Origin of the sequence: Myxococcus sp. XM-1-1-1, from assembly GCF_020037095.1 — a bacterium.
In the GTDB taxonomy this organism is placed as follows: domain Bacteria; phylum Myxococcota; class Myxococcia; order Myxococcales; family Myxococcaceae; genus Myxococcus; species Myxococcus fulvus.
Genome location: NZ_JAIQDH010000018.1, coordinates 44,021 through 70,105 on the forward strand (window position 1 = coordinate 44,021; position 26,085 = coordinate 70,105).

Sequence of the window (26,085 nt, forward strand, 5' to 3'; positions counted from 1 at the left end):
CTGAAGCACCCTTGAAGCGCGACGCCCGCTCCACCCCTCCTCCAGGGGCCGAGCGGGCGTTGACGTTTCCACCGGCCAGCCGGGCCCCCGGTCGACCGCACCGGGGGCGAGCGGCCTTGAGCGCTACTCGACGACGGCCACGTTGTCGTACATGGCGTCGATCTGCGCCTTGTACTTCTGGCTGCACACCTTGCGCTTCACCTTGAGGGTGGGCGTCAGCTCGCCGGACTCCTGGGTGAAGTCGGCGGACATGATGGTGAAGCGCTTGATGGTGGCGTACGGCGGCGAGTCCGCGTTCACCTTGTCCAGCACCGCCTTCACGGCCGCGTGGACCTCGGGGCGCTTGGCGTTCTCCGCGTAGCTGCCCACCGGGGCGCCCTTCTCCTCCAGCAGCTTCTTCGCCGTGTCCTCGCCCACGGTGATGAGCGCCACCAGGTACGGGCGCTTGTCGCCGTACACCATGGCCTGGCTGAGGATGGGGAAGGTCTTGAGCGTGTTCTCGATGTTCTGCGGCGCCACGTTCTTGCCGCCCGCGGTGACGATGATGTCCTTCTTGCGGTCGGTGATGCGCAGGTAGCCGTCCGAGTCCAGCTCACCGATGTCCCCGGTGTGGAACCAGCCGTCCGCCTCCAGGACCTCGGCCGTGGCCGTGTCGTTCTTGTAGTAGCCCTTCATGATGCAGGGGCCGCGGGCGAGCACCTCGCCGTCGGAGGCGATCTTCACCTCGGTGCCCGGCATGGCGGGGCCCACGGTGCCGATCTTGATCTTGTTCGGGCGGTTCGCGTTGGTGGGCGCGGCCGTCTCCGTCAGGCCGTAGCCCTCCACCACCTTGAAGCCGAGCAGGTCGAAGAAGTAGCCGATCTTCCGCGACAGCGGCGCGCCGCCGGAGACGAACAGGCGCATGTTGCCGCCCAGCTTCTCGTCCAGCGTGCCGCGCACCTTGGTGAACACCAGCTTCTTGGCCAGGGTGAACGCCAGGCCGTCGTAGTCGCGGCCCTGCTGCTTCGCCTCGACGTACTCGTCGAACAGCTTGAAGGCCCAGCGCGCCATCCGGCCCTTGAGGCCCGGGGCCGACGTGCCGTTGGACACCACCGTGTTGTAGACCTTCTCGAACACGCGCGGCACCGACGGCAGCACCGTGGGGCGCGTCTCCACGATGTTCGCCATCAGCTTGTCCACCGACTCCGCGATGATGAGCCGGAAGCCCATGGACAGCCACGCAGCCTTCACCACCTGCGCGAACACGTGCGCCAGCGGCAGGAACAGCATGACCGCGTCGCTGGGCTCCATCATCCCGATGGCCTGCACCGCGTGCGCCTGGTACGTCCAGTTGCCGTGCGTGAGGATGGCGCCCTTCGGGTCACCCGTGGTGCCCGAGGTGTAGATGAGACAGTTGGTGTCCTCGGACTTCACCGAGGCCACCCGCTCCTCGAAGGACGCCGGGTTGGCCTGGTGCGCCTCGCGGCCCTGGGCCATCACGTCCGCCAGCGCGACCTCTTGCCCGCCCGCCACCGCGCCCTCGAAGACGATGACCTTCTGGACGGTGGGGCACTCGGCCAGCTTCTGCCGCACGCGCGTCAGGCGGCCCGCCTGCTTGGCATCCTTCTCGTCATTGTCCACGAAGACGAAGGACGTCTCCGAGTGCTTGATGACGTAGCGGAACTCGTCCGGGAGGTTGGACGAATAGATGGGGACGGTGATGGCCTGCGCCGCCGTGATCGCCAGGTCCGCGACGATCCACATGAGGCTGGTGTTGGCGAACAGCGCCACCCGGTCCCCGGGCTTCACGCCCTGCGCCACCAGGCCCGCGGACAACGCCTTCACGTCGTCCAGCACCTGCCCGAAACTCACGTCCTGCCAGCGGCCGTCCTTCTTGTGCGTCACACCCGCCTTGGAGGCGTTCTGCGCGCGCTGGATCAGCAACTGGACCAGGTTTCCCTCCTGCGCTCCGGCCGCCGAAGCCGAAGGTCCTACCTGATTCTCTGCTCTCACTTGAGCTCCTCCTCGATGTCGGCTTCGACCTTCTTCGCCCACTCCTGGATGCGCCGTCCCTCCGGGGGGTCGTACGCGACGCTGCCCTGCTTCACCTTCTGGATGGCGTTGCGCGCCTCCTTCGCCTTGTCGTCCCTGAGGAGCGTCTCGGCCAGGAAGTAGTATGCGCGCAACATCTCCGGATGCTGCTGGATGGCCTTCTCGTAATACTCGGCCGACTTCTTGAGGTCCCGCTTGGGCCAGGGCAGCTCGTAGTAGTAGCGCCCCTTGGCCAGCAGCGGCGCGGCGCCGTAGAAGCCGGAGTCCAGCTTGATGGCCGCGTCGAGCCGCTCGTTGAACTTGCCTTCAAGGCCCTCGCCCAGCGCCTTCATCACCCCCACTGCTTGAGAGTAGGCGCCAATCCCCGCCGCCGCGAAGTAGTGGCCTTCCACGCGGTTGGGGGCCAGCTTGACGGCCTTCTCCGCCACGTCCCACGTCTGCCGGCCGAGCACCTTCTTGAGCTTCTCGCTCGCGGCCCCGTCCGCCTGCCACTGGAGCTGTCGCGCCTGGCGCCACACCAGCTCGAAGTCGTCCGGCGTCACCGACAGCGCCGCCTTGAGCTCGGCCTCCAGCGCCTTGCCACCCTCCGCCTCGCCACGTCGCTCATGCAGGGCATCCAGCCGAGCGAGCAATTCCGGCTCCGCCGCCCGTGCCGAAACCGCCACGAACGAGCACAAGGCGAATAAAATCAAGCGCATGGCGGGTGGGCTTAGCACGCACGCTCGGTTGCACGCAAACGACCAGGACCGACTTTTCCACCAAACAGAAGGGGCGGGTCCAGCAAGGGTTGAAGACCCCGCCAGTCCCGCCCCATTCGAGCGCCTCCCCAGGTGGGGAAGCGAGGTGGCTCAGGCCACGTCCTGCAGGGCCTGCTCCTCGTTCTCGTTGAACGCCGAGAGGTAGCGCTCGAGGAACGTCTTCGTCTTGAGCTCCACCTGGCGCACGCGCTCGCGCGACACGCCCCAGCGCTGCCCCAGTTCCTCCAGCGTCAGCGGCTTGTCCTGCGTCAGCCGCTCCGTGAGGATGTCCCAGCCCAGGTCGCCGATGCGCTTGCGCACCTTGGTGAGCGCGTCCTGGATTTCGGTGTCCTGCTCGTTCGACAGGAACACGTCCTGGGGCGACGGCCCGTTGTCCTCCAGCCGGTCCAGGAAGGTCGTCTCGCCTTCCTCGTCGATGGAGGCGTCGAGCGAGAAGTCCACCATGCTGCCCCGCTCGGCCTCGCCGCCGCGCACCTGGCTGCGGTTGTCCTTCAGATAGCGGGTGATGTAGGCGCGAATCCACCACACCGCGTACGTCGCGAAGCGCACGTTCTTCTTCGGATCGAAATGCTCGATTGCCTTCATCAGGCCGACGTTGCCTTCCTGGACGAGGTCATCCAGGCGAGCGCCGCGATTGGCGAACTTCTTCGCGACGGCGACAACGAAAGCCAGGTTGGAGGTGGCGAGCGTCTGCCTCGCCGACTCGTCGCCCTTGCGAGCGCGCCGAGCCAGCTCGTACTCCTGCTCGCGAGTCAGTTGCTGGTGTCCCCCCAGCTGACGCAGGTATTGCGACAGGCCCTCCGCCGCAAACTTCGTCGAGTTGGCCATGATTTCCCGTCCTCCGTTCGATGCCGGACGCGCCGTCCCCGCCGACTCGCGTCCACCTGTCTCTAGGACGCCCAACGAGCGAAAGGGTTTCTCATTCCATCGCCGAAAGTCGTTTCGACTGTCGAACTTCGCCCTCACGCGGACGCAAGGCTTGCGCTTCCGCTGACTTGCAAGGTCGAGAAGCACCGACTCCCACGGCGATGGCCGCGACGCGGCCACTCACTCATCAACGTTTGAGCGCGGGGAAGATTTTCTCGGGATTGAGCAGCCCTGATGGGTCGAAGAAGGCCTTGAGCCGCCGCTGCAATTCCAGCAGCGCTGGCTGCTGTTCGAGCGCGAGAAATTCCCGCTTCGCGAGGCCCACACCATGCTCGCCTGTGATCGTCCCGCCCAGCTCCACCGTCATCAACAACATGCGGCGCAGCGCCTCATCCACCAGCGGGCGTTGATGCGGGCCTTCATAGAGGATGTTGGCGTGGAGGTTCCCATCGCCCGCATGGCCATACGTGGCCACGGTGAGGCCCAGCTGGGCGCCCATCGCCTTCAAGCGCTCGATGACCTCGGGGATTCTCGAACGTGGGACGACGATGTCCTCGGAGACCTTGCGCGGCTTGAGCGCGCGCAGCGCGGGGGAGATGACCCGACGCACGGCCCACAGTTTCTCGCGTTGGGAATCATCCTGCGCGACGAGTGTTTGACTGGCTCCCTGCTGTGCGCAGATGTCGCCGAGGCGTGACAGCTCCTCGAACAAACCCTCTGCGCCGTGGCCATCGACCTCGGCGATGAGGGCCGCGCCCGCGCCGGGTGGGAACTGGAAGCCGCGTCCGTCCACCGCGCGCAGGGCCACGTCGTCGATGAGCTCCAGGCATCGGGGCAACAGGCCCGCCGCGAGCACGGCCGACACCGCGCGGGCCGCGTCCAGCACCGACGGAAAGACGACCAGGGCGGTCAGCACTTTTCGTGGGAGCGGAATGAGCTGGAGGGTGATTTCGGTGGCCACGCCCAGCGTGCCCTCGGAGCCGACGAAGAGGCCCACCAGGTCGTAGCCGGCCACGCCCTTGATGGTGCGCCGCCCCACCTTGACGACCTCGCCGTCCGGGAGCACCCACTCCAGGCCGATGACGTAGTCGCGCGTGACGCCGTACTTCAGCGCGCGCGGGCCGCCCGCGTTCTCCGCGACGTTGCCGCCCAGCGTGCACGACTCCCAGGAGTTGGGGTCCGGTGGATAGAAGAGCCCCACGGCCTCCACGGCCTTCATCAGGTCGCCCGTCACCACGCCGGGCTCCACCACCGCGGTGAGGTCCTCCACGGAGATGGAGCGGATGCGGTTCATGCGCTCCAGGCTCACCGCCACGCCGCCGCACAGGGGCAGCGAGCCACCACTCTTGCCCGTGCGCGCGCCACACGGCGTGTAGGGGACTCCGTGCGCCACGCAGGCCTTGAAGATGGCGGAGACCTGCGCGGTGTCCTCGGGGAACACGACGACATCCGGAGGGAAGATGCCGCTGTCGGACTCGTCCCGCGCGTAGGCGGCGAGCGTGGCCTCGTCGCGCTTCAGCTGCCCGGCGGCGAGCACCCGCGAGAGCGCCTCGCACACGCGCTCCACCCGCTCGGGCTCCACGCGGTCCGGCCGCGCGGACACGTCACTCATCGCCGCGCCCCGAGCCGCGCCCACAGCTCGCGTCGCAGCGCACCGTCGCTGCGCAGCTCGCCTTCATAGGCCTCCGCGTGGGTGATGGCGTCGCGCTGCTGGGGACCGCGCATGCGCAGGCACGCCTGCTCCGCCTCGATGATGCACGCGGTGGCGGGGCTGCCCAGCTCACGGGCCAGGGAGCCCGCGACCTCGCGCGCCAGGTCCTCCTGGAGGATGAGCCGGTGCGCGAAGCAGTCCACCAGCGCGGACAGGCCGCCGAAGCCCGCCACGTGCTTGCCCGGGACGTACGCCACATGCGCGACGCCCGTCACCGGCAACAGGTGGTGCGGACACATGGAATGGAAGCGCAGGCCCGTCACCACCACCAGCTCACGCGACGAGCCGCGCGGCGCGGAGAACGTCTTGCCCAGCACCTCTCCGGGCGTCTGGGCATAGCCGTCCAGGAACTCGCGGCTCCAGGCGTCGGCCACGCGCTTGGGCGTGTCCACCAGGTTCTCGTCATCCATCGGCAGGCCGGCGGCCCGGAGGAAGGCCTCCACCGCGCTCGCCATGGCGACGGGGTCTGGCACGCTGGCGAAGGACCTGGGGGCAGGGACTCCGCGGGGACGGACTTTGGACGAGCTCACGGGGCAAGGACTCCTGCGGGGGTGCGGGCGCTCAACGGCCGGGCACCCTATCCGATGCGGCGATGAGGATCTCCCCACCTCGCACGAGCACGTCGTAGATGCGAACCTTCGCCTCCGGGCGCCAGGGGCACAGCCCCGTGCGGACATCGAACGGCCAGGCGTGCAGGGGACAGTGCAGCAGCGTCCCCTCCAGATCTCCCTCATGAAGCGAGCCGCCACGGTGGGGACAGGTGTCCTCCAGCGCGTGCACCTGCCCGTCGACCCGCACCAGGGCCACCCGGGTGTCTCCCACCTGGACCACGGCGCGACCGCGTGCGTCCAACGCGGTGAGCCGCGCCACCGGAATGAAGCGTCCGTCCGGTTGTCCTTCCTCCATCCAGGTGTCTCCCTCGCCCGGGCCCACCGGGCCGCCCTACGTGAATGCGGTGACACGAGTATGCGTCCCACCACCGTGCTAGCCTGCCTTGACTCTCCCGGGGGCCGTCAGTAGAGCACCCGGGCCTCCCCCCTTCCCGCCGATGACCCAGCGCGCCCATACCTTCGCCCGCGGCACCGCGACGCTGTTGGTCGTGCTGTGGGCGTTGCAGCCGCTGGGGACCCTGCTCCATGCCCGGGACGCGCACGCGCACCGCTTCTGTCCCGAGCACCAGACCTTCGAGGAGACGGCCAAGGGCACGGGTGCCATCCAGGCCCGGCTCGCCCCGGAGAAGCTGGCGCAGCTGACCGCCGTTCCTCCCTCGGGCACGGACTCCAGCCGGCCGACCCACGAGACGTGCCCACTCCTCACGTCGAGCTCGCGCGACGAGGGGTGGTTCGTCGCGCCCTCCTCGTGGGTCCTCGCGCGGCTCGTGGTGAGCCGTCCCACCACCGCGCCGCCCCACGTCACCCCTCCCCTCTCTGTCCTCGACACCGCGCCCAAGTCCTCGCCACCCGCGCACGCCTGAGTCGCGTCCGCAGTGAGCTTGCAGGTCCTGTGCTGTGGGGCGCCACGCGCACGCGTGCGTCCCGTCCGAGGAGCATCACCGGTGTCATCCGTTCCACGTCGTCCGCACGGCGCGCTTTTCGTCGTGTCCCTCTCCGTCCTGTTGTCCACGGCCACGGCCGCGGCGCAGGAGCTTTCCCCACCCTCTCCCGATGCGGGCGTCCCCGCGTCGGACGCGCCCACCGCCGAGCCCGACGCCGGCCCTTCCTCCGACCTGCCCGCCGGCCTGACGCCGGAGGAGATGGCTCAAATCGAGAAGGCCTTCGGCGGCGACACGCAGCAGGGCGTGCCCGCCAGCACCTCCGCCGCGCCGGATGCCACACCCGGCGGGGGCTTTCCGCTGTCCATCCCTGGCGCGAGCAGCGGCACCAACTTCCTGGACATGAGCTTCATCCTGGATGTGGCCGCGGCGGCCTTCACGTCCAAGGAGCCGCTGCAGGGCGGCGCGCATGACCCCACGCGCAACGGCTTCAACCTGCAGCAGTTGGAGCTGTCCATCGGCTCGGTGGTGGACCCGTACTTCCGCTTCGACGCGAACATCGTCTACAGCCAGTTCGGCGTCGAAATCGAGGAGGCCTACGGCACCACGCTGGCGCTCCCCGCGAGCCTCCAGGTGCGCGCGGGTCAGTTCCTCACCCGCTTCGGCCGGCTCAACGCCACGCACCCGCACGCGTGGGACTTCGTGGACCAGCCCTTCGCGATGAGCCGCGTCTTCGGCGGCGAGGGCAACCGGGGCCTGGGCGTGGAGCTGTCGTGGCTCACGCCACTGCCCTGGTTCGTCGAGGTGACGGGCAGCCTCACCGACGCCACCGGCGAGGCCACCGCGCGCAGCTTCCTGGCGTCCTCGGGCGACCGCGTGTTGTCGCCGTTGGACCTGCAGGCCACGGGCGTCGTGAAGCAGTTCTTCCCGCTGTCGGACGACCTGTCCTTCATGTGGGGTCTGTCCGGCGCCACGGGCCCCAACCCCACCGGCTACCGCAACCGCACGGACATCTTCGGCACCGACCTGTACCTGCGCTACCGCCCGATCACGGAGGCGAGCAACACGCTGGTGTCGCTGCAGGTGGAGGCGCTCTACCGACGCAGGCAGGTGCCCGGCGACGTGCTGACGGACTTCAACTCCTACGCCCAGCTCGCGTGGCGCTTCTCCCAGCGATGGGCCACCGCCGCGCGCTACGAGCTGGGGACCGCGGCCAAGGGTGCGGACGGCCAGGTGGCCGTGGACCCGTTGGACCCGGAGTGGACGAAGCGTCGCGACCGCGTCTCGGTGAACCTCACCTTCTGGCCCACCGAGTTCTCCCGCCTCCGCTTCCAGGCCGCGCGTGACAACGCACGGTGGCGCGACGAGGCGGACTACTCGGCGTTCCTCGCCCTCGAACTGGTCACGGGTGCCCATGGCGCCCATGCGTTCTGAACCTCTTTCACGGGAGCCCTTCCCCATGCGTTCTCTTCGATTCGTCGCGGCCCTGTGCGCCGCCCTCTGTGTGCTCGCCGCCGCCCCCGCGCTCGCGGCCGTCAATGTCGTCACCACGCTGCCGGACCTCGCCGCGCTGACCAAGGCGGTGGGCGGAGACCTGGTCAAGGTGCAGTCCATGGCGCTCGGGACGCAGGACCCGCACCGCGTCGACGCCAAGCCCAGCCTCGCGCTCGCGCTGCGCAACGCGGACCTGCTCGTCTGCGTGGGACTGGACCTGGAGGTGGGCTGGCTGCCGAACCTCCAGACCGGCTCGCGCAACCCGCGCATCCAGCAGGGCAGCCCGGGCTTCCTCAACGCCTCGCAGTTCGTGCGGCTGCTCGAGGTGCCCCCCACCAAGGTGGACCGCAGCGAGGGCGACGTGCACCCCGGCGGCAACCCCCACTACCTCTACGACCCGAGGCAGGGCGCGGCCGTGGCGCGCGGAATCGCCGAGCGGCTGGCCCAGCTCGACTCCAAGAACGCGGCCACCTACCGCGCCAACGCGGCGAAGCTGACGGCGGACCTGGATGCGGCGCGCGTGGAGTGGGAGAAGCGGCTGGCGGGCCTGAAGGGCGCGCCCGTGGTCGCCTTCCACCGGACGACGGCGTACCTGGCGGACTGGCTCGGCTTCGACGCCATCGCGTTCCTGGAGCCCAAGCCGGGCATCCCGCCCAACCCGTCGCACGTGGCCGGCGTGCTGGTGCTCGCGCGTCAGCGCAAGGCGCGCATGGTGCTCATCGAGAGCTACTACAACGACCGCGAGGCGAAGATGCTCGCCGGCATGATTCCGGCGCCGCTCGTCGTCCTCCACGGCGGCACGGACTTCCGCGCGGGCGAGACGTACCTCCAGCACATCAACGAGATGGTGGGCAACCTGGAGAAGGGCCTCAACGCCGGGAAGGGGGGCTGACGCCATGAAGCTTGGACGACTGCTTCCCCTGTTGTTGCTGTCCGGCTGCGCGCTGGACGCGGGCGAGGGCTTCGCCGTGCTCGAGCCCACCGTCCACGCGACGTATGTCCCGGCGGTCTCGCGCGATGCGGGCAATGGCTTCCAGCGCCTCGCGTCGGACTACCAGCTGCGACTGGACTCGGCCGCGCTGGGCGTCTCGCATGTCGAGCTGGTGGGTGGCTCGGGCGGTGGTGGGCCGACGACGTTCGACCCCGCCAATCCGCCTCCGGGTTACTCGCTGTGCCACAACGGCCACTGTCACAGCGACAGCGGCGCGCTCGTGGACTACGAGGACATCGAGGCGGAGCTGGGCGGCGGCGCGTCCTCGTCCGTGGTGGCCGCGCTGCACGTGGATGGCACGCTGGACCTGCTGACGTCGGCGGCGACCCCGGTGGAGTGCGAGCCGGACTGCGAGCTGCCTCGCACCGCGCTGTCCCGCGGCGTCTGGGAGGTGACGGCCGTCACGCTGACGGGCGTCGTGCGCGACTCGCGCGCAAGCCCCAGGCTCCAGGAGGTGCCCTTCCGGCTCACGCTCGAGTCCACGGGCGGCGAGGAGGCCGAGCCGCTGTTCACCGTGACGGGGGACGTGGACGTCCCGTCGGACCGGGAGCACAAGCCGCGCGTGAAGCTGGACCTGTCGCTCGCGGTGCCGCCGAGCATCTTCGACACCGTGGACTGGGCCCAGGTGACGCCCGGCGCGGACGGCGTGCTGGACCTGGGCACGGCCGCGAACGAGGCGACCCGCAAGGCGCTGCTCGCGGAGCTGGCGGAGCTGACACCCCAGGCGGAGGTCCGACGTGAAGACCGATGAGCCCGTGCCCTCCGAGGGCACCGCGCACGCCGTGTCGCCGACCTTCACCGTGGGCGAGCCGCTGCTCACCTGCACGGAGCTGGTCATCGGCTACAACGACAAGGCCATGCTGCCGCCCATCAACATGGTCATCCGCCGCGGCCAGTTCATCGCCGTCGTCGGTCGCAACGGCTCCGGCAAGAGCACCTGGTTCAAGACGCTGCTGGGCATGCTCGAACCGGTGTCGGGCACCATCTCCCGGAGCCATCCGACGATGCGCAGCGCGTACGTGCCGCAGACGTCCAGCATCGACTCCATCCTCCCGCTGCGGGCGCGGGAGCTGACGGCGTGGGGGCGGCTGCGCGGGTGGAGCTTCCTGTGGCCCTTCGCGCGCAAGCCGGAGCGCGACGCGGTGGAGGTGGCGCTGGAGACGGCGGGCGCGAAGGCCATCGCCAACAAGCCCTACCGCGAGCTGTCCGAGGGCCAGAAGCAGCGCACGCTGCTGGCCCGCCTCATCGCCACCGAGGCGGACCTGGTGCTGCTGGACGAGCCCACCGCCGCGATGGACGCCGTCGCCGAGCGCGAGACGATGCAGCGGCTGTGCTCGCTCGCGCGGGAGCGCGGCCTGGGCGTGGTGGTGGTGTGCCACGACCTGGAGGTGGCCGCCGAGCACGCGGACGTGCTGCTCTTCGTGGACCGGGAGACCTCCGCCTTCGTCGTGGGCGACGCGCGCACCGTGTTCTGCCACCCCGCCTTCCGTCGTCAGTACGGCGACGAGTACTGCCACCGCGCTCCCGAGGGACCCCACCGTGGACCCGATGCTCGCTGAACCCTCCCAGTGGCAGCAGTTCGTCGAGGGGTTCGAGCTGTTCAGAGACCCGCTCCTGTGCGCGCTCCTGGCCGGGGGCGTGCTGGGCTTCCTGAGCGTCTACGTCGTGCTCCGGCGCATGGTGTTCGTCAGCGCCGCGGTGGCCCAGTCCGCCGGCCTGGGCGTGGCGCTCGCGTTCTACGCGGGCATCCACCTGGGCTTCGAGGTGGAACCCGTCATCGGCGCCACCGCGCTCGCCCTGCTCGCGACGATGCTGCTCATGATGGACCCCACGCGGCTGCGCCTGACGCGTGAGAGCCTGCTGGGCATGGCCTATGCCCTGTCCGGCGGCGCGGCCATCCTCGTGGGAGACCGCATCGCCCAGGAGTCTCACGACATCCAGGGCATCCTCTTCGGCACCGCCGTGCTGGTGACGCCCGAGCAGCTGCGCACCGTGGCCGTCGCGGGCATCGCGGTGATGGCGCTCCACCTGTGGTGGTACCGGGGCATCACCTTCGCGAGCTTCGACCGCATCGGCGCGCTGGTGCAGGGGCTGCCGGTGCGACTGCTCGACGGCGTGCTGATGGTGTCCATCGGCGTCATGGTGGGCGTGTGCGCGCGGGCCCTGGGCGCCCTGCCCGTGTTCGCGTTCTCCACGCTGTCCGCCATCGCCGCGCTGATGTTGGACCTGCGGCTGCCGTGGACCTTCGTCGTGGCGACGCTCGCGGGCATCGTCTCCGGCGTGGGTGGCTACATGTTCGCCTACTTCTTCGACTTCCCGGTGGGCGGCTCGCAGACGGTGGTCGCCGCGCTCCTGGTCGGCGTGGCCATGGGTGCACGCGCACTCATCCAGTTCGTTCTGCGCAGAGCCAGTTGAAACCCGTGCGTGCCGGGTGAGGGGTATCCCCCGGCGCGCAGATATGCACCCGCGCGAAGGCCGTTCCCCGTTCATCCCAGCGATGAATGACGCGAGGTTGCACATGGCGCCGCGAAGCGGGTGGTGGTGTCTTGTCTGGCTGCTCTTCGTGGGGTGTGCCCATGCCCCCCGCTCCGAGGAGCCTGACACGCCGAAGTTCGAGCACGTCTTCCAGAAACCCCTGGAGGAGGCGCTGGCCGTGACGCGGGAGCTGCTCGCCAACCGCGGCATGACCTTCGAGCAGACGGAGGACCCGCACCAGTTGCTCACCACGTGGGAGGTCCGTGACTCCATGCGGACGGCGAACAACACCTATACCCGCTACCTGGTGACGGGCATCGCCGTGGGTCCGCGCCAGTCCGTGGTCCGCGTGTTCAAGTCGACGTTCCAGTCGTCCGGGAACGACGCCAGTCGCGGCGACCACTGGTGGAAGATCCTCTGGGAGCGCGCGGAGATGGACATTCAGAGCCCAGCCCAGTTCCAGACGGGTCTCCAGCGTGCCATGCCGCGCAGAGGCGGTCCCATCGAGCTGCGCAACGCGCTCAAGGGGACCCGAGACCTGGACCTGGAGAAGGAGCTGACGCTGCGGCTGGAGTCCGGCCCGTCGCTGGAGGTGGTGAGCGGGAACGTGAAGGAGGACCCGCGTCCACCGGCTCCCGTGCGCGACTCGGACTTCTATCTCACGCGCTGGAAGGAGGACGGCGTGAAGGAGGGCCCCTGCGCAGAGACGATGCGAGGGCTGCATGAGCTCCTGGCTCCGGGGCTCACGCTGCTGGTGGGCGAGCAACTGGGCTCACGCGAGGCGCCCGCGGTGGTGGGCGAGCTGGTGTGTCAGGTGGCCGAGCTGGGGCTGCCCGTCGCGCTGGGCGTGTCCATCCCTCGCAAGGAGCAGGAGCGGCTGGACCGCTACCTCGCGAGCCCCGGCGCGCCGGCGGACCAGGACGCGCTGCTCGAGGGGCGCTTCTGGCATCGGCCCTATCAGGACGGCCGCAGCAGCAGGGCCATCCTGGACCTCATCGACCGCGTGCGCGCGATGCGGCTCGCGGGGCTCGCGGTGTCGCTGGTGGCGTATGACACGGACCTGAAGGGCGGCAGCGAGCGGGACCAGGCGCAGGCGGACCTCTGGAATCGTCGCAGGCAGGCGCTCAAGGACGAGGTGCAGGTGGTCCTCGCGGGCAACACGCACACGCGCACCGTCGCGGGCACGCCGTGGGACAAGGCCTTCACGCCCATGGCCCACCTGCTGAAGGCCTCGCGGCTCGTCGTGCTGGAGATGAGCTACGCGCAGGGCACGCGGTGGGGGTGTGACCTGGACCGCGCCGGGAAGATCCAGTGCGGCTTCGTCGGCGCGACGCCCAGCGGACGCGTGGCGGCGCGGCCGGGCCTGTCGCCCCACATCACCCTGTTCGAGGCACCCACGCCCGAGGGCACGCATGGACTGCTCTACGTGGGCGAGCTGTCACCGTCGCTCCCGGCCATCTCGCCCCACAAGGAAGCACCGCCGCCCACGAACATCCGGCCGCCTCGGCCGATGCGCGACGACAAGCCGCCCATGTTCTAGGCGTCAGCGGACCGCGGTGGAGATGGCCTTGAACTCGGGCGTGCCCGCGCGCCCGAGCACGTCGAACAAGGCGGTCTCCACCGTCGCCACCACGGCGCCCGCGTCGCGGCACAGGTCCAGCCCCACCCGGCGGTCCTCCGTCGAGCGCGACAGCAGCGCGTCCGCCAGCAGCACGGGCAGCAGCCCCTTCTGCGCCAGGTCCCTCGCCGTCTGGAAGACGCAGATGTGCGTCTCCATTCCCGCGATGAGCACCTGCTTGCGCTCACCCAGCTGCGCGAGCACGTCCGGCACCGCGGCGCTGAACTCGAGCTTCTCCACGGCCTTGTAGCTCTTCAGGAACATCTTCAGGAGCGAGTGCGTGGGCCCCAGCCCCTGCGGGTATTGCTCCGTGACGATGATGGGCAGTCCCAGCGCGCGGGCCCCCTGGATGGCCGCGTTGGTGCGCGCGAGCATCCGGTCCAGCGCGTCGCGCTCCATGGCCGCGCACAGGCGCTCCTGGACATCGACGATGAGCAGCGCGGTCTGGTCCTGCGTGAGACGGAAGGTGGCCATGCCCCCTCCTCGCGCGAATGGCGCGGGGCCGTCAAGCACGAGGCACGACGGACGCCCGACGCCTCACGCTTCCGCGCGGCCCGCTTCGGGCGGACGACACTCGCGGCACAGCGTCCGGTTGCGACCATGCGCCACGGCCAACAGCACGCCGCCGCCCACGGTGAGTCCCACCTCCCAGGCCTCGTCCATGCCCTCGGGCACCAGGAAGGCCCCGGCGCCGAGCAACCCGAGCCCTCCCACCGCGAGCACCGGCACCCACGCGCGGCGATGCAGCCGCCACCCCGGGAGGAAGGCCGCGAGCGCGCCGAGCAACGCCAACGCCAGCAGCCCGCGGTGAGCTCCCTCCCCGCCCAGCCACCCCGCCAGCGCCGCGGGCAACAGCCCGAGCACCGCGGGGAGCACCAGGCAATGCACGACACACAACGCGGAGAGCAGCTGTCCCACGCCATCCCAGCGCGAGGGCGCGACGGCGCTCCGTTCAAGAGAGCTCAACAGGACACCTTCTCCAGGGGACGGAAGTCGGGAGGAACCGGGGGCGGCACCTCCGCCGTGTGGACCAGTCGCAGGATGCGCCCGCGGCCGGAGATGTACGTGCGCGCGCGCCGCAGCTCCGGCAGGTGCTCGTCCGCGTCACGCCACCGCTCCAGGAAGCGCTCGAAGTCCTGCACCGCGAGCACCCGCTCCCCCATCGCCACGTGCGTCTCCGCCAGGAGCAGCCGGTAGTGGCCACACGCGGGGCGCTCCTCCACCAGCGCGCGCGCCAGCTCCAGCGCCTTCTGCTCGCGCTCGCCGCGCAGCCGCGCCCGCGCCAGCGTCTCCCGCGCGGGGCGGGAGAAGGCCGAGGGCCCCGCGGTCCGCAGCCGCCGCTCCATGCGCCACGCGCGCACCAGCGTGGCCTCGGCGCGGCCACCATCACCCCGGCGTGACTCCAGCGCGCCGCGCAGCTCCTGCTCGGCCACCTCCACGACGCGGGCGACATCGCGCGGACACAGCTGCCGTCCCTCGGCGCGGCGCAGCTCGGACAGGGGCGCGTGCAGCAGCGCGAGCGCATCACACGCGCGCTCCACCTCCGAGAGTCGGCCGGCATCCATCGCGTTGATGCCGCGCGTGTACAGGCGCAGGCCATCGCGCAGGCCCCGCTCGGCCGCGGAGAGCTCGCCCGAAAGCTCCAGGGGCACGTCCGCCGCCGCACGGCAGAAGCCGAAGCGCAGGTGCGTGGACACCAGCGTGGACGCCGCGAACAGGAGCGCCTGGGGCTCGGCGCCCGCGGACTCCACGCGCTGACGCAGCCGCCGCGCCCACGTCTGCGCGTCACTGTACTGCCCCGCCTCCGCGCAGCCCTGGCTGAGCAGTCGCATGGCCAGCTCCGCGCACGGCGCGAAGGACGCGGGCAGCGACTCCGCCGCCAGGTACGCGTCATCCGTCTCCACGACGGCCTCCAGCACCCGATAGGCCGCGTCCGTCTCCCCCAGCCGGCTCAGCAACCGCCCCGACGCCAGCAGCGCGGGGCTCGCTCCAGGCGCGAGCCGGGGCAGTCGCAGCGCGCTCTCGTGCGCCGCTTCGGGGCGGGAGCTCGGCAGCGTCGCGCACACCCAGGCGAAGTGGACGCCCACGTGGTCCGGACTCGTGCGCATCAAGTCCCGCAACATCGCCTGCGCGTAGGGCTGGCCCTGTCCGGGGCGGCCGTCCGGCTCGTAGCCGTCCACGAGGAAGCCCGCGAGCAGCAGCTTCGCCTCGACGTCCTCGGGATAGCGGTCGATGAGGCTCTCCATCTCGCGGATGAAGGCATGGCGACCGTTGGCGGGCCCCTTGTCCGACAGCAGGCTGGCCGCGACGATGTAGCGCTGCTCCAGGTCCGGCAGGCCCTCGCTCAGCGCGAGCGCGCGGGCCATGGCCTCGGCGCGAGCGGCCGCGAAGCGCGCTCCCGGCCCGCGCGTCAGGGCCAGGCCCCACCACGCCATGGCCAGCTCCGGGTCGTGCCTCGCCGCCTCCGCGAAGGCGCGGCGGGCCTCCGAGCCCCAGCCCAGGTGCAGGAGGCTCAAGCCCTGGTCGAACCAGGCCTGCGCCAGCGGCACACGCGTGCTCACCTTCAGGTGCGAGGCGCCCAGTCCCTCGCGCAGCCGGGGACGCGGAAGCGCCTCGTCCGCGACGTCCTCCCAGGCGGCCTGGACGTAGACGGATGGCTCATCGTTGCGCAGCAGTCGCGACAGCATGATGTCCTCCCAGTGCCCCGGCATCCGAGGCGCCACAGGCTTCGAATTCACAACCCAGTGAGCGAATGCGCGCGCCGAGCCGCCACCACGCGGCGGCCAGCGCTTCCGGTGGAACCGGAGACGCCTTGCGCCGCGACGCGACGCACGCACGCCTCCAGTCCAGTCCCACTTCCCGCAGCACCCAGTCCTCGTGCCCGGCCAACCACTCGGCGAGCTCCACCAGACACTGGTGGACCTCCCGCCGCTCTCCGACGGTGGCCGGAGCCCGCGAGGGACCCAGCTCACTCGCCTGGAAGGCCGGACGCGCGGGCGCGTGCTCGAGCCAGCGAGGGGTGAAGCCGTCCCGTGGGACGAAGACGGCCTGACCGCACTCGCACAGCGCACCGAAGCCCCAGAGCGACAGCCTTCCGCCGTGCGCCAGCGCGATGGAGTAGGCGCTCTGCCCCTCCACGCCCTCGGGCCGCGCGTGACGCGTGAGCCCTCGACGCAAGAGGAGGTTCCCCTCAGGGCAGCGCACATCCTGTCCGAGACACCACATGGTGACGTCGAACAGGCGGTCCGCGTCCCGGAGGACGTCGCGGGGAAGCAGCTGAAGGGCCTCGGTTCCAGACATGGGGTCTCCGGGGCTCAGCTCGCGGACTTCTTCGCGGGGGCGCCGGAGCGGATGGCCGTGTCACCGAACAGGGCCTTGGAGTCCACCGCCGCGCCGCCCTTCTTCGACAGCACCGCGTTGATGGCCCGCACCAGCTTGCCGCGCACCTTGCGGGGCAACGGCTTGTCCTCGAGCGCCGCCTGGAGCTGCTGCGAGCTCACACCCCGGCCGCTCTTCGGCTTGGCGAGCGACAGCTCCGTGTAGCTCTTGCCCTGCGTCTCCTTGTCCCGCCGCTTCGAGGTCCGCTTGCGCGCGAGCGCGCGGCCATCACTCCCCTGCGCCTCCAGCTGACGGGACAGTCGCAGCAACGCGTCGGAGGCAATCTGCTTCTCGGTCAGGAACTGCTGAAAGGTACCCATGGTCTTCTCTCCAGGAGGGGCCGGCCGGAAGGCCGACCCCGGATTCGGTTGAGGCAGGACACGAGGCCCCTCGCGAGGCCCCGGACACGCGGCCGGCTAGTGCTCGTGGCCCTCGTGCGACGCCTCCTCGATGACGAGGTTCACGGACGCGGAGGTGGTGGGGCCGAAGGTGAAGGTGAACGTGCCGACGGACAGCGGGACGACGTGGCGACCCTTGATGTCGGTGCAGGACTCGGAGCTCTTGGCGCTCTCCTCGATCTCCACCGCCGCGCCGCTGGCGTCGGTGATGACCACCGGCACGTCCGCGCTCAGGTAGAGGACGTAGTCGGTGGCCTCCGCCGCGGCGAACGACACCGAGCCCCGACGGCCGCCCGCGCCATCCACCAGCGAGATGTCGTAGCGGCGGTGGTCGTTCGACACGGAGGGCGGCGTGCCCGTCAGCGTGGCGTTGACGGCCGTGGACGGGCCCTCGGCCAGGTGCTCGCACCCCTCGACATCGACGTCCTCTTCGTGCGGCTCGTCGTCACCGCAGGCGGTGGTCAGGAGCGCGGTGGACATCAGGAGGGCGGCCAGAAGCTTCTTGTTCATGTGTGTAGCTCCACGTGGATGGACTGCGGATACCCAGCCACCAACGCCGCCACGGACCCCACCCGCGAGGGCAGAGCCAAGACAGACATGGGCGACAGGGTGGGAATCGCGCGAACCGTGCGCGACACGGGGGGCGAGAGCGTGCACGCAGGGGAAACGAGTCATCCGGCGGCGCGTCGCGCGACGTCTGACGCGGGGCTCCGAATTCCGGAGCCGGACGTCAGGTGTCGACCACGGACCGCGGCCTTCTCACGGCATGGCTGTGCCGGGAGCGAGGGACGCGTACCCTGGGTGCTGACTCAGGCGCGAGGCGGAGAGGCCTTGGGGGCCAGGTGCAGACGGGCCACGGGCTCCGCGTGGAAGCGGAACACGGCCAGCGCCGGCGAGGAACGGGTGGGCACCCGGGTGACGACCGGGGTGACCTCTGTCGGAGGAGGACCCTCGCGACGGATCAACGTGTGGACGCAGTGGGCCTCGGAGCCGTGGCCCGCAGGAGCGTCGTCACGAGAAGTCAGCCGGACGTCGTCGAAGGACTCCTCGGCGACGGGGGCGGTGTGCGAGCCCCCCTCCTCCACGTGGACCACCTCACCGTGCTCCAGACACGTGGCGTGCTGGACCATGGCGAAGTGGAGCACCGTCCCCATGTACGCCAGCGCACACACAGCCGCGAGCGGCAGCGCCAGGAGGCGCGACCGGACGAGACGCGAGGGCAGCGAGTGGAGGGAGCGGCTCACGGTGATAGGGATTCCAGCGTTGAACGCAACGCGGTTGTAAGCCAGACGGAGCGCGCGTGCAAGTCACACGAGCGAGTCCGTGGCGCGCGCGGGCCCCGCTGCTTGTTGGCGCGCGCGCCGTGAGGGGCCGTGCAGGCGGCGCGCCGATGGACCGGTGAGCCTGTCCGCGCATAGGTTCGCCGCCCCGGGCAGGCCCCGGCATCTCGAGAAGGACAGAAACACCCGTGCAAGAGCTCATCGACGTGCTGCGACATCAGGCGCGCCACTTCGCGCCCGAACTCGCGCAGCTCGCGTACAAGCGCGGACTGGCCGTCACCCAGTCGGACGGCACCACGCGCCCCATCCCCATCACCGCGACGCCCGTCATCCTCGACGCCGCGGAGATCCGCCGCCGCGCGGAGCTGTCCGCGCACCTGGCCTCCGCCACGGTGAAGATGGCGCGCGCGTGGCTCGCCGCGCCCGACGCCGAGCTCCTGCTGGCCTCGCTCTCCCCGCTCGAGCGCGCGCTCGCGGAGCGCACCTGGCCCCAGGCGGTGCGGCTGGCCACCACGCGCGTGGACTACTTCGTCTCCGGCGGAAAGCCGTGGGCGCTGGAGGTCAACGCGACCATTCCAGCCATGCAGGGCTACTCGGACATCGCGGCCCGCACGTTCATCGAGGTGGTGGCGCGCCACTTCCGCTATCCGGAGAAGGCGCTGTCCTCGCTGCTCACGCTCAACGGCAGCAACGCGCTGGCGCTCTATCGCTCGCTGTTGGACGGGTACGCCGCCGAGCGCCCCGGCCGGTTCCCGGACACGGTGGCGCTGTTGTGCCGCCGCAACGACGCGCAGATTTCGGAGCTGCGGTGGCTGTGCGAGCGCTTCCGGGAGTTCGGCGCCGACGCGGACATCGTTCACCCGGATGAGGTGTCCGGCGATGCGGCGTTCGAGGTGCGCGGCAAGAAGTACGACCTGGTCTACCGCCACCTCTTCGTGCGCCGGCTGGAGCAGCAGCCCTCGCCCTGGGTCGAGGACTTCCTCGCCACGGTGCCCGGCAAGAAGGCCGTGTTCCTCAATCCGCCCGCGTCGCAGGTCGAGGTGAAGTCCACCTTCGCGCGCCTGTCGCAGGCGCTGGCGGAGCCCGAGCTCGCCGAGGCCGCGGGGCTCACCCCCACGGAGCTGGAGGCCATCCGCGCCTCCGTTCCCTGGACGCGGCTGTTCCGCGCGGGCCCGACGACGGGGCCGGATGGGACGAAGCTGGACGACGTGGTGGCGGAGGTGGCGCGCACCCCTGCCCGCTTCGTGCTCAAGCGGGCGTGGGACTACGGCGGCAAGGCCGTGTTCCTCGGCCGCTCGGCGGGCACGGTGCCGTACACCGAGCGCGTGACGGCGGCGTATGGCGAGCCCCTGGGCTGGCCGGAATTGTGCGCGCGCGCGGCGAGCGACCCGACGGGCGGCGGCTTCGTGGTGCAGGAGATCGTCGACTCTCCTCCCGAGGACCACCTGCTGGTGGAGCCGCATGGGACGGTGCTGCCCACGTCGTTCTTCGTGGACTACTCGGCCTACGCGTCCGTGGGGCTGGCGAAGCAGCCCGCATGGGGCGGCGTTTGCCGGGGCTCCATGGCGGAAATCGTGAATATCGTGGGTGGCGGCGGCGTGCTGCCCCTCATCACCACCGAGGTCGCCTCGAAGCTTTTGCTCGCGTGGAAGGCGATTTAAGGAAGGGCCTCAGCCAGGGTCCGCGCACGCCCGGGTCGAAGACGCTATAAGCAGTGGCGCCGCCGGGGCGGGTCCCCGGCGCGAAAGGATACGATTCAAATGGCCTGGGAAACTTCCGGATGGCAGACGGCCGAGAGCGACTCGGTCAACTCCGTCCTGGTGCAGGAGTCGAAGCGCGCGTTCATGACGCGCGTGCATGGTTGGATGTTCGCGGGGCTGCTGCTCACGGGCGTGATGGCCATGGTGACGCTGAGCAACGAGGCGCTCCTGCGCACGGTGCTCGAGTGGCGGTTCGGGTTCATGATCGCGCAGCTGGGCGCGGTGTTCGCGCTGTCGTTCCTGGCGCCCCGCCTGTCGGGCCCGGCGGCCGCGGCCCTGTTCCTGGGCTACTCCGCGCTCACGGGGATGACGTTCTCCATCCTCTTCCTCGTCTACACGGCGGGCAGCATCGCGCAGGCGTTCTTCCTGACGGCGGGCGTCTATGGCGCCATGGCGCTGTACGGCACGGTGACCAAGAAGGACCTGAGCGCCTGGGGCACGTTCCTCTTCATGGGCCTCATCGGCGTGGTGCTGGCCGGCCTGGTCAACCTCTTCATGCGCAGTGACATGATGTCGTTCGTCATCGCGTGCGCGTCGGTCCTCGTGTTCGCGGGTCTGACGGCGTACGACACGCAGAAGCTGCGGGAGATGCACGCCAACACCGGCTACAGCAGCGCAGCCACGGTGAGCATCGTCGGCGCGCTGACCTTGTACCTGGACTTCATCAACCTGTTCCTCGCCATCCTCCGGTTGCTCGGCCGCCGTCGGTAGTCAGGCAGGCGACAACCCTCCGTTCGCGACGAGCGGCGGCACGGCCCATGTGGGCACGTGTCGCCGCTTTTTTATTGGGGCGTGTTTGACCCGATTGCCGGCCCTCCCTGCTCCATCCGTGGGCACAGGAGGAAACCCCATGCAGAGGTCTCTCGCATCATCCCTCGTCGCGCTGTCCCTGTTGTCCTCGAGCCTGGCGTCCGCGCACGGCTCCATGGAGGTGCCGCTCAGCCGCGTCTACAGCTGCTTCAAGGAAGGACCGGAGACGCCCAAGTCCGCGGCGTGCAAGGCCGCCATCCAGAGTGGTGGCACCCAGGCGCTCTATGACTGGAACGGTGTCCGGCAAGGCAACGCCAACGGCCGCCACCGCGAGCTCATCGCGGACGGCAAGCTGTGCAGCGCGGCCAACGAGAGCCACCGGGGCCTGGACCTGGCGCGCACGGACTGGCCCGCGACGCTCATCTCGCCGGACGCGAACAACCGCTTCGACTTCGTCTTCCACGCGACGGCGGTGCACGCGACCGCGTACTTCCACCTCTACGTCACGAAGGAGGGCTACAACCCCGCGCTGCCGCTGAAGTGGTCGGACCTGGAGGCCTCGCCCTTCTGCACGCTGACGGCGCCGTCCGCCCCGCAGAACAACCGCTATCGATTCACCTGTCCGTTCCCCCAGGGGCGCACCGGCCAGCACGTCATCTACGCCATCTGGCAGCGCTCCGACAGCCCGGAGGCCTTCTACGCGTGCACCGACGTGAAGTTCAGCAACACGCCCCCGCCCCCCACCACGTGGAAGGAGCTGGGCGCGGTGCAGGCGCGCGAGGACCTGGCCGCGCAGAGCAAGGTGACGCTGCGCCTGTTCGACAGCGGCGGTCGTGACGCGGAGACGCACCCGCTGACGCTCTCCGCCGCGACGCCCGCGGCCACGTGGATCTACCAGCTGGCCCAGCAGGTGAACGCCACCTCCAGCCGGGTGCAGGTGGGTGAGCTCCAGACGAACGGCACCGTGCGGCCGGCCAACAGCGCCACCGCGAACCGCGTCTACTCGCGCGAGGCGAGCGACTCGTTCCAGCTCGACATCGAGAAGCCCACGGGCGGCGGCGGGGACCCGGCGCAGTACAAGTATCCCAATGGCATCGACAGCTACGTGGCGGGGACGCTGGTCGAGGGGACCAACGGCAGCATCTACCGGTGCAAGCCCTTCCCCTACTCCGGCTGGTGCAAGGGCTCCGCGCCGTACTACGCGCCCGGCACGGGCAGCCACTGGAGCGACGCGTGGGAGTTCGTGCGCTGAAGGAGCGCTCGAGGTCGGTCCCGACGCGATGACGCAGTGGATGGGCGGGGGGTTGCCGGGGGCCAGGTGCCTTGCGTCAGCTCCCCGCTTTCTCCTTGCGGGAGAACGGCATCAGCAGCCGCTCCACGGGGCGGCCGTTCATCAGGTGCTCCTCGACGATCTCGCGCACGTCCTCCACCTTCACGCCCGCGTACCAGGAGCCCTCCGGGTAGATGACGACGGACACGCCGAAGGCGCAGGTGTCCAGGCACCCCGCGGCGTTGGCGCGCATGCGGCCCTTCACCCCGCGCTTGTCGAGCTCCTCCTTGAACGCGGCGCGCACCTCCTCCGCGCCCTTGGTGGCGCAACACCCCTTGGGGTGTCCGTCCGGTCGACGGTTGGTGCAGACGAAAACGTGGCGCTGGAAGGGAGGAGGCATGCTGGCCTCCTAACGCGCCGGATGTCCGAAATCGACCCCCTCCTGGCCACCCGGCGACGGGACTGTCGAGCGGCGGGCGCGCGGATCATCGCCCCCACTTGTGGCATCGCGGATCCCATGCACAGACTTTCAGCAAACGTCCCCCAGTGATCACGCCCGTTTGCGTCGGAGTGACGATACATGTCTCGCACGCTGTTATCCGTCAAGGTAGAGCCTGGCTTGCGGTGCCGGCGCCAAGGGTCTAGATCCGCCCTTGCACGCCCTCCGAGCTACAGGTTGCTACGTCCTCTGCCCGCACGGACGGCAGCGGGATAGAGCCCATTTAGTTGTGTGTGCGACAAGGCACAGCACTACCAATGGGGTCTGAGCTGTTCCTTGATCAGCCGAGGCGAAGCGCGTATTGATCCCGGCCGCCCGGTCCTCGGCCGGGCAATCTCCACAACGGAAGTCCGGGGCCAGCAGCCCCCCACGCACCGCTCGCGAGCCTGATCCAGTGCCGCTCACGCCTGTCCGCGTGACGTCCCTGGAACCTCCGGAATCTCGCGCGTTTAGCGTTGCGCAAAATTTTGCATTCCAACTCAGAGTGAACCCGGAGGGTGGCGACATGGAGAAGGAACTGAGTTCGAAGGCCCTGATCAACGGCAAGGAGCGCCGTGCGGCACGCAGCAAGCCGAAGGGGGTTTCGACGGGGCTGGGCCTGGAGCGCTACTTCACGACGCCGGGCGTGGACCCCGCGGACGAGCTGGCGTGGGAGTACCGCAGCGCGAGCATCACCGGTGAGGACGGCAAGGCCGTCTTCGAGCAGAAGAACATCGAGGTCCCCCGCTCCTGGTCGATGCTGGCCACCAACGTCGTGGCCTCGAAGTATTTCCGCGGCACGCCGGGCACGCCCGAGCGCGAGACGAGCGTGCGCAAGCTGGTGGCGCGCGTGGTGGACACCCTCACCCGCTGGGGCGTGGAGGGCGGCTACTTCGCCACGGACGTGGACAAGGAGACCTTCCACGCCGAGCTGACGCACCTGCTCCTGCGCCAGAAGGCCTCGTTCAACTCCCCCGTCTGGTTCAACGTCGGCGTGGAGGCGCAGCCCCAGTGCTCGGCGTGCTTCATCAACAGCGTGGATGACTCCATGGAGTCCATCCTCACGCTGGCCCGTACGGAGGGAATGCTCTTCAAGTACGGCAGCGGCACCGGCAGCAACCTCTCCACCATCCGGGGCAGCAAGGAGCTGCTCGCGGGCGGAGGCACCGCGTCCGGCCCGGTGTCGTTCATGCGCGGCTTCGACGCCTTCGCCGGCGTCATCAAGAGCGGCGGCAAGACGCGCCGCGCGGCGAAGATGGTCATCCTCAACGCGGACCACCCGGACGTGCTCGAGTTCATCCGCTGCAAGTCCGCCGAGGAGAAGAAGGCCTGGGCCCTCATCGAGGCCGGGTATGACCCGTCCTTCAACGGTGAGGCCTATGCCTCGGTGTTCTTCCAGAACTCCAACAACTCCGTGCGCGTCACCGACGACTTCATGAAGGCCGTCGTCTCGGATGGCCCCTGGCAGACGCGCGCCGTGCGCGACGGCTCTCCCCTGGACACCTACCGGGCGCGCGACGTGTTCCGCGAGATCGCCGAGGCCGCGCACCTGTGCGGTGACCCGGGCATGCAGTTCGACACCACCGTCAACGGCTGGCACACGTGCTCGACCACCGCGCGCATCAACGCGTCGAATCCGTGCTCCGAGTACATGTTCCTGGACGATTCGGCGTGCAACCTGGCGTCGCTGAACCTGATGCACTTCCGCGACATCGCGGGTGACTTCGACGTGGCCGCCTTCAAGCACGCCGTCGACGTCATGCTCATGGCGCAGGAGATCATCGTCGGCTTCTCGCGCTACCCCACCGAGCGCATCGCCAAGAACAGCCACGACTACCGGCCGCTGGGGCTGGGCTTCGCGAACCTGGGCGCGCTGCTGATGGCGTCGGGCCTGCCGTATGACTCGGACGCGGGCCGCAACTACGCGGCCGCCATCACCTCGCTGATGTGCGGTGAGGCCTACGCGATGAGCGCGCGACTGGCCGAGAAGCAGGGCCCCTTCGCCGGCTACGCGAAGAACGCCGAGCCCATGCTCGGTGTCATCCGCAAGCACCGCAAGGCCGCCTACAGCGTCCCCCAGGCGGGCGTCACGGCCGACCTGCACGCCGCGCAGAAGGCCGCGTGGGACTCGGCGCTCGCCCTCGGTGAGCTCCATGGATTCCGCAACAGCCAGGTCACCGTGCTCGCCCCCACCGGCACCATCGGCTTCATGATGGACTGCGACACCACCGGCATCGAGCCCGACATCGCGCTCATCAAGTACAAGAAGCTGGTCGGCGGCGGGATGCTGAAGATCGTCAACCAGACGGTGCCGCAGGCGCTCGAGAAGCTGGGCTACCCCCAGACGCAGGCCCAGGACATCGTCGCCGCCCTGGACAAGGCCGACACCATCGAGGGCGCTCCCCACCTCAAGCCCGAGCACCTGTCCGTCTTCGACTGCGCCTTCAAGCCCGCCAACGGCTCTCGCAGCATCCACTGGATGGGCCACATCCAGATGATGGAGGCCTGCCAGCCCTTCCTCTCCGGCGCCATCTCCAAGACCGTCAACATGCCCTCGGACTCCACCGTGGAGGACATCGAGAAGGCGTACATGGAGTCGTGGAAGCGCGGCCTGAAGGCCGTCGCCGTCTACCGCGATGGTTGCAAGCGCACCCAGCCGCTCAACACGTCGAAGGCCGGCGTGAAGGACACGCGCAAGGCCGAGGCGGCCCCCGTGGTGGAGCCGGCCGTGAAGCCGGAGCCTCGCGCGGTGCGCCGTCGCCTGCCGGACGAGCGCCGCTCCATCACCCACAAGTTCTCGATTGGCGGCCACGAGGGGTACCTCACGGTCGGCATGTACGAGGATGGCTCGCCGGGCGAGCTGTTCATCGTCATGGCGAAGGAGGGCTCGGTGGTCAGCGGGTTGATGGACAGCTTCGCCACCAGCATCTCCCTGGCGCTCCAGTACGGCGTCCCGCTGAAGGTCATGGTGGACAAGCTGAGCCACACCCGCTTCGAGCCGAGCGGCTTCACGGGCAACCCCGCCATCCCCATCGCCAAGTCCATCACCGACTACATCTTCCGGTGGCTCGAGCTGAAGTTCCTGCCGAGCGAGGACCTGGTGGAGGACGCGGTCCTGTCTCCCGCGGAGGGCGCGTCCAAGCAGCCCGCCCTGCCCGCCCAGGCGGCCTCGTTGTCGCTCCCGTCGACGAACACGCGCGCGACGTGGCTCAACCAGGCGGATGCCCCGCCCTGCCACACCTGCGGCGCCATCATGGTCCGCAGTGGCGCTTGCTATAAGTGCGGCAACTGCGGCGCGACCAGCGGCTGCAGCTGAACCTCACGCGATGAGCTG

General features: G+C 69.8%; 25 protein-coding genes. 11 read left to right on the top strand and 14 right to left on the bottom strand.

The genetic code is table 11. The features are described 5' to 3' along the window. Positions 1 to 123: 123 nt before the first annotated feature. The 6 genes from K8640_RS29270 to K8640_RS29295 all read right to left on the bottom strand — a co-directional run bounded on the left by K8640_RS29270 (position 124) and on the right by K8640_RS29295 (position 6,273). Positions 124 to 1,992 carry a long-chain fatty acid--CoA ligase gene (locus K8640_RS29270; RefSeq protein WP_141322796.1) on the bottom strand — a complete coding sequence of 623 codons (1,869 nt, stop codon included), beginning with the start codon at positions 1,990 to 1,992 and terminating at the stop codon, positions 124 to 126. After that, complete coding sequence (locus K8640_RS29275; protein ID WP_223750070.1) at positions 1,989 to 2,729, bottom strand: tetratricopeptide repeat protein; 741 nt, start codon at positions 2,727 to 2,729, stop codon at positions 1,989 to 1,991. Before K8640_RS29275 ends, K8640_RS29270 begins: the two co-directional genes overlap by 4 nt. Before the next feature lie 150 nt (positions 2,730 to 2,879). Continuing rightward, positions 2,880 to 3,617 (bottom strand): RNA polymerase sigma factor RpoD/SigA, encoded by a 738-nt coding sequence (locus K8640_RS29280; protein WP_046713205.1) that lies wholly within the window; start codon positions 3,615 to 3,617, stop codon positions 2,880 to 2,882. A gap of 226 nt (positions 3,618 to 3,843) precedes the next feature. After that, positions 3,844 to 5,268, bottom strand: coding sequence for an FAD-binding oxidoreductase (locus tag K8640_RS29285; RefSeq protein ID WP_223750071.1), 1,425 nt, complete (start codon positions 5,266 to 5,268; stop codon positions 3,844 to 3,846). Then, positions 5,265 to 5,822 (bottom strand): GTP cyclohydrolase I, encoded by a 558-nt coding sequence (gene folE / locus K8640_RS29290; protein ID WP_046713204.1) that lies wholly within the window; start codon positions 5,820 to 5,822, stop codon positions 5,265 to 5,267. The genes K8640_RS29285 and folE overlap by 4 nt, the downstream gene beginning before the upstream one ends. Before the next feature lie 106 nt (positions 5,823 to 5,928). Beyond that, positions 5,929 to 6,273 carry a Rieske 2Fe-2S domain-containing protein gene (locus K8640_RS29295; protein ID WP_223750073.1) on the bottom strand — a complete coding sequence of 115 codons (345 nt, stop codon included), beginning with the start codon at positions 6,271 to 6,273 and terminating at the stop codon, positions 5,929 to 5,931. A gap of 142 nt (positions 6,274 to 6,415) precedes the next feature. On the opposite strand from K8640_RS29295, the gene K8640_RS29300 reads away from it, so the two are divergent. The 7 genes from K8640_RS29300 to K8640_RS29330 all read left to right on the top strand — a co-directional run bounded on the left by K8640_RS29300 (position 6,416) and on the right by K8640_RS29330 (position 13,359). Further along, a complete protein-coding gene (locus K8640_RS29300) occupies positions 6,416 to 6,841 on the top strand; it encodes a hypothetical protein (RefSeq protein WP_223750074.1) in 426 nt (141 codons plus the stop codon). Between the two features lie 81 nt (positions 6,842 to 6,922). Beyond that, complete coding sequence (locus tag K8640_RS29305) at positions 6,923 to 8,293, top strand: zinc-regulated TonB-dependent outer membrane receptor (RefSeq protein ID WP_223750075.1); 1,371 nt, start codon at positions 6,923 to 6,925, stop codon at positions 8,291 to 8,293. Between the two features lie 25 nt (positions 8,294 to 8,318). After that, the gene (locus K8640_RS29310) at positions 8,319 to 9,245 is read left to right on the top strand and encodes a metal ABC transporter substrate-binding protein (protein WP_223750076.1); all 927 of its coding nucleotides are present in this window, start codon (positions 8,319 to 8,321) and stop codon (positions 9,243 to 9,245) included. A gap of 4 nt (positions 9,246 to 9,249) precedes the next feature. Continuing rightward, positions 9,250 to 10,095 carry a hypothetical protein gene (locus K8640_RS29315; RefSeq protein ID WP_223750077.1) on the top strand — a complete coding sequence of 282 codons (846 nt, stop codon included), beginning with the start codon at positions 9,250 to 9,252 and terminating at the stop codon, positions 10,093 to 10,095. Then, on the top strand, positions 10,082 to 10,903 hold the full coding sequence (locus K8640_RS29320; protein ID WP_223750078.1) for a metal ABC transporter ATP-binding protein: 822 nt from the start codon (positions 10,082 to 10,084) through the stop codon (positions 10,901 to 10,903). The genes K8640_RS29315 and K8640_RS29320 overlap by 14 nt, the downstream gene beginning before the upstream one ends. Continuing rightward, a complete protein-coding gene (locus tag K8640_RS29325) occupies positions 10,884 to 11,759 on the top strand; it encodes a metal ABC transporter permease (RefSeq protein WP_223750079.1) in 876 nt (291 codons plus the stop codon). Before K8640_RS29320 ends, K8640_RS29325 begins: the two co-directional genes overlap by 20 nt. Before the next feature lie 103 nt (positions 11,760 to 11,862). Beyond that, positions 11,863 to 13,359 (top strand): hypothetical protein, encoded by a 1,497-nt coding sequence (locus K8640_RS29330; protein WP_223750080.1) that lies wholly within the window; start codon positions 11,863 to 11,865, stop codon positions 13,357 to 13,359. Positions 13,360 to 13,362: 3 nt separating this feature from the next. On the opposite strand, the gene K8640_RS29335 is transcribed toward K8640_RS29330, so the two are convergent. The 7 genes from K8640_RS29335 to K8640_RS29365 all read right to left on the bottom strand — a co-directional run bounded on the left by K8640_RS29335 (position 13,363) and on the right by K8640_RS29365 (position 18,457). Then, positions 13,363 to 13,911 (bottom strand): isochorismatase family protein, encoded by a 549-nt coding sequence (locus K8640_RS29335; protein WP_141322786.1) that lies wholly within the window; start codon positions 13,909 to 13,911, stop codon positions 13,363 to 13,365. Between the two features lie 63 nt (positions 13,912 to 13,974). Beyond that, a complete protein-coding gene (locus K8640_RS29340; RefSeq protein WP_223750081.1) occupies positions 13,975 to 14,403 on the bottom strand; it encodes a MerC domain-containing protein in 429 nt (142 codons plus the stop codon). Continuing rightward, entirely contained in the window at positions 14,400 to 16,124 is a 1,725-nt protein-coding gene (locus K8640_RS29345) for a hypothetical protein (RefSeq protein WP_223750082.1), read from the bottom strand. The genes K8640_RS29340 and K8640_RS29345 overlap by 4 nt, the downstream gene beginning before the upstream one ends. Next, complete coding sequence (locus K8640_RS29350; RefSeq protein ID WP_223750083.1) at positions 16,096 to 16,737, bottom strand: hypothetical protein; 642 nt, start codon at positions 16,735 to 16,737, stop codon at positions 16,096 to 16,098. Before K8640_RS29350 ends, K8640_RS29345 begins: the two co-directional genes overlap by 29 nt. Positions 16,738 to 16,751: 14 nt before the next feature. Continuing rightward, positions 16,752 to 17,135 carry a hypothetical protein gene (locus K8640_RS29355; RefSeq protein WP_223750084.1) on the bottom strand — a complete coding sequence of 128 codons (384 nt, stop codon included), beginning with the start codon at positions 17,133 to 17,135 and terminating at the stop codon, positions 16,752 to 16,754. Between the two features lie 96 nt (positions 17,136 to 17,231). Continuing rightward, complete coding sequence (locus tag K8640_RS29360; protein WP_223750085.1) at positions 17,232 to 17,723, bottom strand: hypothetical protein; 492 nt, start codon at positions 17,721 to 17,723, stop codon at positions 17,232 to 17,234. Positions 17,724 to 18,022: 299 nt separating this feature from the next. After that, positions 18,023 to 18,457, bottom strand: coding sequence for a hypothetical protein (locus K8640_RS29365; protein WP_223750086.1), 435 nt, complete (start codon positions 18,455 to 18,457; stop codon positions 18,023 to 18,025). Positions 18,458 to 18,681: 224 nt separating this feature from the next. On the opposite strand from K8640_RS29365, the gene K8640_RS29370 reads away from it, so the two are divergent. The 3 genes from K8640_RS29370 (at position 18,682) to K8640_RS29380 (ending at position 22,255) form a co-directional block, all read left to right on the top strand. Continuing rightward, on the top strand, positions 18,682 to 20,154 hold the full coding sequence (locus tag K8640_RS29370; RefSeq protein WP_223750087.1) for a hypothetical protein: 1,473 nt from the start codon (positions 18,682 to 18,684) through the stop codon (positions 20,152 to 20,154). A gap of 99 nt (positions 20,155 to 20,253) precedes the next feature. After that, positions 20,254 to 20,964: a Bax inhibitor-1/YccA family protein gene (locus K8640_RS29375; RefSeq protein ID WP_046713189.1), complete on the top strand. Its 711-nt coding sequence runs from the start codon at positions 20,254 to 20,256 to the stop codon at positions 20,962 to 20,964. A gap of 139 nt (positions 20,965 to 21,103) precedes the next feature. After that, entirely contained in the window at positions 21,104 to 22,255 is a 1,152-nt protein-coding gene (locus tag K8640_RS29380; protein WP_223750088.1) for a lytic polysaccharide monooxygenase, read from the top strand. Between the two features lie 76 nt (positions 22,256 to 22,331). Here K8640_RS29380 and K8640_RS29385 read toward each other — a convergent pair whose 3' ends face one another. Continuing rightward, positions 22,332 to 22,673 (bottom strand): ferredoxin, encoded by a 342-nt coding sequence (locus K8640_RS29385; RefSeq protein WP_223750089.1) that lies wholly within the window; start codon positions 22,671 to 22,673, stop codon positions 22,332 to 22,334. A gap of 604 nt (positions 22,674 to 23,277) precedes the next feature. On the opposite strand from K8640_RS29385, the gene K8640_RS29390 reads away from it, so the two are divergent. Continuing rightward, positions 23,278 to 26,067: a vitamin B12-dependent ribonucleotide reductase gene (locus tag K8640_RS29390; RefSeq protein ID WP_223750090.1), complete on the top strand. Its 2,790-nt coding sequence runs from the start codon at positions 23,278 to 23,280 to the stop codon at positions 26,065 to 26,067. Positions 26,068 to 26,085 lie beyond the last annotated feature (18 nt).